At 44.6% G+C, this 9,661-nt stretch carries 7 protein-coding genes; 6 read left to right on the top strand and 1 reads right to left on the bottom strand.

Going from position 1 to position 9,661, the window contains the following annotated elements; genetic code table 11:
• Positions 1-277: 277 nt before the first annotated feature.
• A complete protein-coding gene (locus tag EYS00_RS20015; RefSeq protein ID WP_130639683.1) occupies positions 278-2,263 on the bottom strand; it encodes a glycoside hydrolase family 127 protein in 1,986 nt (661 codons plus the stop codon).
• Positions 2,264-2,463: 200 nt separating this feature from the next.
• Here EYS00_RS20015 and EYS00_RS20010 point away from each other — a divergent pair, with 200 nt between their 5' ends.
• The 6 genes from EYS00_RS20010 (at position 2,464) to EYS00_RS19985 (ending at position 9,631) form a co-directional block, all read left to right on the top strand.
• On the top strand, positions 2,464-4,038 hold the full coding sequence (locus EYS00_RS20010) for an MFS transporter (protein WP_130639682.1): 1,575 nt from the start codon (positions 2,464-2,466) through the stop codon (positions 4,036-4,038).
• Positions 4,038-4,952: a 2-dehydro-3-deoxygalactonokinase gene (locus EYS00_RS20005; protein WP_130639681.1), complete on the top strand. Its 915-nt coding sequence runs from the start codon at positions 4,038-4,040 to the stop codon at positions 4,950-4,952. The genes EYS00_RS20010 and EYS00_RS20005 overlap by 1 nt, the downstream gene beginning before the upstream one ends.
• Entirely contained in the window at positions 4,939-5,574 is a 636-nt protein-coding gene (locus EYS00_RS20000) for a 2-dehydro-3-deoxy-6-phosphogalactonate aldolase (RefSeq protein WP_242618853.1), read from the top strand. Before EYS00_RS20005 ends, EYS00_RS20000 begins: the two co-directional genes overlap by 14 nt.
• A gap of 116 nt (positions 5,575-5,690) precedes the next feature.
• Positions 5,691-6,425: a FadR/GntR family transcriptional regulator gene (locus tag EYS00_RS19995; RefSeq protein WP_130639679.1), complete on the top strand. Its 735-nt coding sequence runs from the start codon at positions 5,691-5,693 to the stop codon at positions 6,423-6,425.
• Between the two features lie 197 nt (positions 6,426-6,622).
• Positions 6,623-8,167, top strand: a complete 1,545-nt coding sequence (locus EYS00_RS19990; protein WP_130639678.1) for a sulfatase-like hydrolase/transferase — start codon at positions 6,623-6,625, stop codon at positions 8,165-8,167.
• Between the two features lie 12 nt (positions 8,168-8,179).
• Positions 8,180-9,631 carry a sulfatase gene (locus EYS00_RS19985; RefSeq protein ID WP_130639677.1) on the top strand — a complete coding sequence of 484 codons (1,452 nt, stop codon included), beginning with the start codon at positions 8,180-8,182 and terminating at the stop codon, positions 9,629-9,631.
• The last annotated feature ends 30 nt before the right edge of the window (positions 9,632-9,661 follow it).

The raw sequence follows: 9,661 nt of genomic DNA, 5'->3' as shown, positions 1-9,661 counted from the left end.
GCGTGCGTTTTTTATTACCTTCGGCAGTGATGAGACCAAAAAAACGCAGTCTACACTGCGCTTTTGTGAAACGTATTGATTAATAAAGACGTTGATGTGCATGAAGAGGAGCGATGAACTTTTTACAGCCGTCTGAGGCATGGATGCCGAAGCCGAGCCCTCAGGGAAGAGTTTACGGCGTGCAGTAAAAAGTTTGTTGCTCCTCTTTTGAGAGGTCGATAAAAACTTAGTTGATTAGCATTACAATATCAACTGCGTTTTTTTAATCAGGTGTTGATTACCAAACGATTGGCATAAATACCGTCATTTCTGCAGTACCGCGGTTACTCCACGCGTAGTATGGAACGAGTTGTCCTTTAATAGGCGTAAAGCTTGGTTTTTGCACTGCGTTGTACATGCTTTCTTTCGACGTATTGTCACGAAGTAAAATGTCTGTCTCGATAACTGAAATACCACCGAGTAGACTTTCATCATGCTTAACAGTGAGTTCACTGTTACCCGATAGATATACGTCAAGTACTGTGCGCTCTTCTGGAAGATCCGGTGACTCAACACAATAAACAATTGGGCCACGCTTAACAGCGACTTGGTTACGTACTTCTTCGATACGCGGGTGACCTTCAATGAATTTGGCTTCCATAGGAATATCCAAAACAATCTCATCACCGGCCTGCCACGTGCGATTAAGCATGACGTAAGTCGCTGGCGTAGCGTCGATTGGCTGTTCTTCACCGTTAATGGTGATAGTCGCTGAGGTTGCCCATCCAGGAATACGAACGGCAATATCAAACGGGTCTGACTTGCAGTCATCTACTGTAATACTGATACGGCCATTCCATGGATACTGAGTTTCTTGCTTTAGCTTGATAGTAGAGCCATCAGCCATTGCAGTGTCTAGCACATTAGAACCATACAAGTTTACGTAAACACCATTATCAGCAACGCTATACGCCCAACCAGAAAGGTTTGAAATGGTACGTACTAGGTTTGGCGGACAACAGAAACAAGCAAGATAACCCTCGCGATCTGGTGTTTCCGTTACATCGGCGTGAGCGTCGTAGTTACGTGTGTTATGCAACATACGCAATGGGTTGGCATAAAAATAGTCTTTACCTTCATGACCAATACCAGACAATCCACTGTTGTGCATGACAAGCTCTATGATATCGGCGTACTTCGCTTGGCCATGAATGCCGAGCAAACGGAAGCTGAACATGGCATTACATAGGTTCGCACAGGTTTCATTGTAAGCCGTCAGGTTAGGCATCATATAGTCATCGATGAAACCTTCTTCTATGGTATCGCGGTTTACCGATGCACCATAGTGCGTTTGACCTACCGCACCTGTGGCATACATTTTCTTCTGCGTAACACTTTCCCACAAACGATCTAGCGCAGTAATCAGAGCGGTTTCGCCTGTTTCCGCATAAACATCGGCAGCACCAGCATAATAGTACAACGCCAATACCGCGTGGCCCACAGGCTCGTGCTCTTCACGAAGAGGTGTGCGCTCTTGCACCATATCACCAATGGGGTAGCCCACTGTGGTTGAATCATGTTCTATCTCGTAGGTGCCGCGACGGTCAATAAACTTTTGCGCAAGTTTTAGATATTTTTCATCACCCAGTGTGCGGTATAGTTCAACTAGACCCATAATCTGGGTTTGGTTAAAACCGAATCGACGGTAATGTTTAGTATCTGGGAAGAATATGGTGTAGAGCAGGTCAGCGTGTTTTATCGCGATATTGATGAAATTGCGCTTACCTGTGATGCGGTAGTGAGCACAGGCTGTGATAAGCAAGTGGCCGGTGTTATACATCTCGTGATATTTACGGTTTTCGTAACGATCTGCATCTTCTCTTAGCTGAATCTGTGTCTGTAGGTAGCCATCAGGTTCTTGCGCTTGTCCGATAATATCAATGTATTCATCTAGCTCAGCAAGCAACTTTTCGTCTTTAGTGAGTCCATATGCGTAAACTTTAGCTTCAACAAACTTATAGAAGTCGCCATCATGCCAGTACATCCCCTGGTGTTCACCTTCTTTAAGACCCGCAGCAATCTTAAAGTTATTGAGAGCATGACCTACATCACCGCAAAGTAGATCGCCCATATAAGGGATCATTGTGTCGATCGCTTTTTGCGTTTTCTCTGCCCAAAAACCTGATGTCCACTTACAATCACCAAAGTCAGTGGCTTTCAGCTTAACGTGCGGGCTATTGCCGTTGGCAACAATCGCCTTGCTATGTCCTGTTGAATCGCTCATTTACGTGCCTCTTAAACATTCTAGGGAACTTGCATCACACTCAGTGCGGCGTCAATGTACCCGATTTTTTACATATTTATAACGTTTTTATCTCGAATTCCGCGGTTATGGCAGATTATTCAAAGATAATGGTTGAGTTTAAAAACTTGTAAACATATTATGTTTAAAATAATGGTATGTATAGAGGTTTGGCGAAGAATATGGAAAAAAGTCCTACAGCCAATGTTACTTTTTATTCTATGGTGGCTGCTTTTGGCGGCTTTGTCTTTGGATTGGATGCCGCAAATATCTCAGGCGCTGTTCGTTATGTGAGTGCGCTATTTGAGCTAGACAGCATTCAACAGGGAACACTCGTTGGGTGCGCGTTGTTAGGTGTTATCGTTGCACTGTTCTTTACGGGGTCTTTGGTAGACAAGTTCGGTCGCTCTAAAGTCTTGTTGGCGATCGGTTGTACCTACGCACTTTCCTCTATCATTTCCGCCACTGCCTTAAACTACGAAATTCTGGTTATTGGTCGTTTCATTGGTGGAGTAGCATTTGCCTCAATTACCGTATCAGCAATGTACATTGGTGAAATCGCACCTGCCGAAAAACGGGGAAAGTTTGTATCGGTAAATCAGCTCATGATCGGGCTTGGACTTTTACTGGCATTCGTCATTAATTACTTCCTTATTAGCGCTATTGACACTGTTATTTGGATCACAGAAGCCAATGTCTGGCGCATTATGCTGGGTGCTGAGCTTATCGCTAATGTGGTTTGGGTTGCACTCCTATTAAGAATTCCAGAGTCTCCTCGCTGGTTAATAGCAAAAGGGCGAGAAGATGAAGCGCGCACCGTGCTAGCTAAAATAGCTGAGCCTTCGGATTTCGATGAGACCATCTCTGAAGTTAAAGAGAGCCTGAAAGCTGAATCTCATCTCAATGTGCCACAACAGCTTAAAGCATTATTTAGTTCTCGTATGCGGTTTGTACTTTTTGTGGCGGTGAGTTACGCCATAGTCCAAGGTGCCACTGGCATGAACGCAGTACTTTTTTTTGCACCAATGGTGTTTGAACAAATTGGAATGAGTACGGAAGATACCTTCCTGCAAACAATAACAACGGGTGTAGTTGGTTTGTTAGCAACCCTCATTGCTATAGGTTTTGTAGAACGCTGGGGGAGAAGATTATTAACGTTGGCTGGTCTTGCGCTAGTGGTTATTGCTCACGGCTCGACTTACTTAGGCTTTAAAGATGCTAGTTACGTGTTTGATGAAACATCAATTGTCAATATTGAACAGGCGCTAACGTCAACCGAATATGATAAATCCAAGCTCACGTTATTGTCGGATAAAACCTTTGAGTCAGACGTTGAACTGAAGCAGGCACTAGCATCAATCTTTGACAAAAGTGAACTACCACTGGTTAGCGGTGCAATCATCAATGCATCCGCGCAAGGGATCAACGCACCACTGGTCTTATTCGGTATATTCGCTTTCCTCGCGGCCTTTAACCTTTCCATTGGGCCAATCATGTGGGTGATCTTCTCCGAAGTATTCCCTAATGCTGTGCGCAGTGTGGCATTGCCTTTCGCTGCACTAGTACAGACAGTTTCAAGCTGGTCAATTCAACAGTTCTTCCCTTGGCAGCTCGACAACATGGGCGTCGCGAGCATTTTTGTGATGTATGCCACTATCGGACTGATCGGATTGGTTGTGATGTACTTCATATTGCCAGAAACCAAAGGTAAATCTATTGAAGCCATTGAACTAGAGCTTGTGAAGGGGAGTAAATAATGAATATCGCTGTATCGCCACACTATCTTATCATCGATTGGGGAACGACCAACTTCCGTGCTTTTTCAATGACTGAAAATCACACCTTGATAGATTCAATTGCTAGGCCCATGGGATTACTACAAGTCCCTGACGGAGACTTCGCTACTGCATTGGAACATACCCTGTCTGAATGGCTTGGTGATTATCAAAATTTACCCATATACATGGCTGGCATGGTTGGCTCTATGAAAGGCTGGGTAAATGTACCGTATGCCAGTACACCCACAAGTCCCAGAGCATTGGTCGATGGAGCCTATGAATTGTCATTGCCTTGGGGGAGTAAAGGAGTGATTTTTCCTGGCGTTAGCCATAGTTATGAAAGCGACAAATATGATGTTATGCGAGGTGAAGAAGTTCAGATATTTGGGCTCTCCAACATAAAAGACAAAGGAAATTTCAGTGCCATATTGCCTGGTACACACTCGAAGCATGCGCTATTCGAAGAAGGTGAGCTTACTCATTTTGCAAGCTTTCTTACGGGGGAGTTTTTCTCAGTACTCGTTAATCACACCTTACTTGGATCAGGACTAAGTCTTTCTTCTGAATGTGATCAAGAAAGCTTTGCTAAAGGTGTGGCAGATAGTGGCTCTGGATTGCTTACCAATCGAGTGTTTCTTGGATGGACACACAGACTATTCGAGCAGTTGAAGGTTGAGCAAGTAGGGGACTATCTATCTGGCATGCTTATAGGTTATGAGCTTCGAGAGTGTAGTAAAGAATTTGTCTATCTCGTCGGTGGAGATACGCTGTGCGCGCGCTATCAGTTGGCCGCTGACTACCTCGATATAGAAACAGAGATCGTTTCCGGAGACCTTACGTTCTTGTCCGGTATGATTCGTTTAATAAAGGAAGTAAATAGTGAAAACAGCTAGTGATGTCGCAAACGCCTATCCACTCATTGCAATAATCCGGGGAGTCACACCTGAAACCTGTATTGAAGTGGGGCAAATACTCGTTGATGCCGGCTTTGATATGATTGAAGTTCCTCTCAATAGCCCAGAGGCGATAAAAAGTATCGGTATGCTTGTTGAGCACTTCGGAACTGATGAGTATTTTATCGGTGCTGGCACCGTTACAACATTAGATGCTGCTAAAGCAGTGGTCGAAACGGGGGCAAACTTAGTCGTTACACCAAACTGCAATGTCGATGTTATTAAATATTGTAGCGAAAACGACTGCGCAACATTCCCCGGTGTTGTTACACCTACCGAAGCTTTTACAGCGCTTGATTCAGGTGCAACTGGATTAAAATTCTTCCCTGTGTCCATGGTCGGTTTGGATGGAATGAAGGCAATGCTTTCTGTACTACCCAAAGGCACAAAGTGTTATCCAGTGGGAGGTATAAATCCCTCTGAAGCTAGCATGGAACCTTATGTTTCGGCGGGTGCTGCTGGCTTTGGTTTGGGCTCGTCTTTGTACAAACCAAGCATGTCTTTGGCGCAAATAAAAGCGAACGCAGAGGCTTTCGTTGCTACTTATAATGCGCTAGTTTAGTTTAACTACATCATTTAATTGCATTTACAAGTGAAATCAGCGTCATTATTGTTATAATGCAAATTGTAAACATATTATGTTTACCTAAATTGAGAAAATGGAAACTAAATACGATTATGAGTGAATTGGTCTACTACGATCTAAAACGTGCGGCAAAAATGACCCCAAGCCTGTCTGTACAGGTAGCTCGAGAGCTAGGGCGTCGAATTGTAGCTGGTTCATATGAGCCGGGCGCGTTGATAGACGACGAAAATGCGTTAGCCGAACGCTTTCAAGTGAGCCGTGTGGTGGTGCGCGATGCGGTTAAAATTCTTGTTGGCAAGGGTTTACTCGATGTTCGACGAGGGATTGGTACTAAGGTACGACCGAGAAACGAATGGATTTTGCTCGACGACGATGTGCTAGCTTGGCATATAACGGCTACGCCAAAGGCAGAATTTATTAATCAGTTAATGGATGTAAGGTTAGCTTTTGAACCTAAAGCTGCTCGCTGGGCTGCCGAGCGTGCTACTGATGATGACATTAAAGAATTAGAAAATGCTTGTATCCGAATGGAGCAAGAGACAGGTTCGTTGGAAAAGTTTATCGTTGCTGATGCCCTGTTCCACAAAGCTATGTTACGTGCTGCACACAACGAGTTCATTACCGCTATGGAGGGGATGATTTATTCAGCATTGTTGGTTAGCGTGCGAATTACAAACCAAGATCCCCGTAAAAACAGTGATTCTGTTGCATTCCATCGCGAAGTTTACGAAGCGGTTAAATCCAGAGACGGTGATAAAGCTGAAGGACTTACGGAAAAATTACTCAACGACGCCATAAGGCGCTTAAAAGAGAATTTCCCGGGTTAGATTTCCATTCTACGAATTTCAAAAGGTTGCTACATGAGCAACCTTTTTTTTGTCCAAATTTTAGGCAGCACTTTTGACGGCACTGTAAAACGAGGAAGAATTAGCGATTATGTTAACTTTTCCTTGAAGAATTTAACATCTTATGGTTTTATCTATACAAACATATGATGTTTAATCTTTAGGGAGTATATAACCTCATGAAGTTGGCAAAAGCACTCTGCAGTGTTTCTGTAGTAGCAACATTGGCAGGACTTTTTTCATGCTCAGTAATTGCAACGAGTGATTCAACTAATACTGAGGTTGTAAAACCTCAAGGGAAAAATGTGTTAGTGCTGATGTTTGACGACATGCGATTCGATACTTTTTCTTATCGAGGTGGTCCAGTTCCCACTCCTAATATTGATCAGTTAGCCTCCGAGTCCACACGCTTTGATAACGCAATGACAACAACAGGGTTGTGCTCTCCCTCCCGTGCAGCATTTTATACAGGACGTTGGGGACATAAAACGGGCCTAGATGATAATGTCGAACTCTATTCTACGCGCTTAGCCGAACTTGATCTCAATGAGGGGGGCCTTCTACGCCGTGCATCTGAAGCAGGTTACTTAGTGGGGCACGTAGGCAAGTGGCATCTTGGTGCGAGGGGGACGGAACTTCGTGGTGCAGAAATTGACTTGGCACATGGGCATGAGGCTCGCGTCCGCTTCAGTCGTGTGTACACCCCTTACTCAAAAGTAGATCAGGTTGCTGGTTATTACGAAGGGGAACTCGATGCTCGTGGCGAGAAACATGAGTATTACCGGACTCTTGATGGAAGTTACGAAGATACGGAAGCATACAAAAAAGTGGTTGCGGGCAAAGCAATGCTTGAGCAAATGGCTGACGATGACAGACCGTTTTTTGGTGTTATTAGTTTTAATCAACCACACCCTGCTTATCGAGTTCCTGAGCCTTACGCCAGTATGTTCGACCCAAACGAGGTAAAGCTACCCAAAAACCATTTAGCTGAACGTGTATTCAAGCCCCTTGCTCAAGATGGCATATGGTGGCCATGGCATGATGTGGGTCACATGACAGATGATGACTGGAGAAAAGCGCGCAGCTATTACTATGGTGCGATAGCCATGGTTGATCGAATGATAGGTGAACTCATCGATAAAGCAAAAGAGGAGGGGATCTATGATGATCTTCACATCGTTTTGCTTGGTGACCAAGGCAGCATGTTAGGAGAGCATACGTTATATGACAAAGGTCCTTACGCGTATGACGAATTGATGCGAATGCCACTATTGATCAGGAGTCCTGATATTGCGCCAAAGACTGTGACACGCCAAGTGTCATTACTGGACGTTACACCAACGCTAGCGCACTGGATGCAATTACCCAGTGATGGAGAGCAAGATGGTCACTCGCTGTTACCTTTGATGGTGCAGGGAGATTCAGCAGAGGCAGGCCTACCTGATACAGCACTCTATGCCTACGAGTGGTACAACGGCGCCTGGTTTGGTATTCGCGCGGTAAGAACACCAGAGTTTAAATTTGTCTGGAACCCAGGTGACAACCGCGATGAATTGTACGACCTTTCAAAAGACCCTGGAGAGGTGGTTAATCTGATTAATAACAAAGAGTATCGAGTGCAGCGTGAGCAGATGGTTAAACTCCTCATGGACGAACTTGCCCGCGTTGATGATCCTTCGCTTACCAAACTTGAATATCACGCCCGTGCGTATCTACTAAACTGATGTGAGATAACGATGTTTTCAAAATTAAAAAAAATATTGCCTTTAGCCGCGTTAGGCGTGGTTAGTTCTGGATGTTTTGCCGAAGCACCGCGCCCTAACATTTTGCTGATACTAACCGATGATTTGGGGTATGCCGATGTTGGTTTTAACGGTGCACAAGATATTAAGACGCCAAGTCTAGACGCACTTGCTGAGGGCGGAACTACGTTCACATCAGCCTACAATGTGCATCCATTTTGTGGACCAAGCCGTGCTGGGCTGTTAACAGGACGCTACCCTCACAAGTTTGGTTCTCAGTTTAATTTGCCGAGAAATAGTCTATCAGGCGGACTCGGTATACCTACAAGCGAAGTATACATGAGTACCGTATTACAAGATGCTGGCTACTACACGGGGATCGTAGGTAAGTGGCACTTGGGTGAAACTGAGCAGTTTCACCCCAATAACCGTGGTTTTGAGGATTTCTATGGTTTTCTAAACGGTGGTCACAACTATTTTCCAGAGCAATTCAAAGCATCTTACGATATGCAAACGTCTCGAGGCCAAGAGCACTCGATATTTTCTTATCTAAAACCATTAGAAAGAAATGGCGTTGAAGTAGAAGAAAACGAGTACATAACCGATGGCCTTTCAAGAGAAGCGGTAAATTTCATCGAAAAAGCAGGCGAAGATAAAGACAAACCGTTTTTCTTGTATCTTGCATACAATGCGCCCCATTCTCCTATGCAGGCGAAGCAAGAAGATATGGATATGTTTCCTGAGATTAACGACAAGAAGCGAAAAGTTTATGCTGGGATGGTTTACGCCGTCGACCGTGGCGTTGATCGCATCGTGAAAGCATTAAAAGACACAGGTCAGTACGAGAACACACTAATAGTGTTTTTGAGTGACAACGGTGGAAAACCAAATTTAGGTGCCAATAATGCTCCACTCGCGGGTAAAAAAGGCGATGTATTAGAAGGCGGTTTTAGAACGCCGATGTTTTTCCATTGGCCAGACAACGTGGCTGAAAATACCGTGTATGAGCACCCAGTAACAACATTGGATTTCTTCCCCACGTTTGCTCAGCTAGCCGGCGCAGAGTTACCCGATGGGAAACAACTTGATGGAAAAGACATATGGAGTTATCTGATTGATGGTAAAAGCGCAAGGGAAGGTGAAATGATCTATGCCATGCGCCATAGATTTGGATATTCAGATGCATCTGCGCGAAAAGACAATTGGAAAGCTATTACTACCGGTGGGAAATGGCGATTGTACGATTTATCGAACGATGTGGCTGAACAAAACGATGTAAGCGACGAACACCCATTTGTGTTGAGAGAAATGCAGGCGGAAATGGAGTCTTGGGCGTGGACACACGCACAACCATTGTGGTTCCACATACACGAGGAAGGTACGAATTGGCGCGAAAAAGCAATGCCACGCTTCCACGAAACATTCCCTCCTCTTAACAACAACTAAACAAGTTAATAGGGTAAAGGCGCGTTTTAT

This window comes from Alteromonas sp. KUL49, from assembly GCF_006538345.1.
Classification (GTDB): Bacteria; Pseudomonadota; Gammaproteobacteria; order Enterobacterales; family Alteromonadaceae; genus Alteromonas.
Note: the sequence above shows the minus strand (reverse complement) of the source record. Positions and strands in the feature narration are given on the sequence as shown.

Bases quoted from the DNA above. Each gene is read 5' to 3' on its own strand.
- EYS00_RS20005 (WP_130639681.1), top strand. From the start codon at position 4,038: ATGAATATCGCTGTATCGCCACACTATCTTATCATCGATTGGGGAACG.
- EYS00_RS20010 (WP_130639682.1), top strand. From the start codon at position 2,464: ATGGAAAAAAGTCCTACAGCCAATGTTACTTTTTATTCTATGGTGGCT.
- EYS00_RS19995 (WP_130639679.1), top strand. From the start codon at position 5,691: ATGAGTGAATTGGTCTACTACGATCTAAAACGTGCGGCAAAAATGACC.
- EYS00_RS19990 (WP_130639678.1), top strand. From the start codon at position 6,623: ATGAAGTTGGCAAAAGCACTCTGCAGTGTTTCTGTAGTAGCAACATTG.
- EYS00_RS20015 (WP_130639683.1), bottom strand. From the start codon at position 2,263: ATGAGCGATTCAACAGGACATAGCAAGGCGATTGTTGCCAACGGCAAT.
- EYS00_RS19985 (WP_130639677.1), top strand. From the start codon at position 8,180: ATGTTTTCAAAATTAAAAAAAATATTGCCTTTAGCCGCGTTAGGCGTG.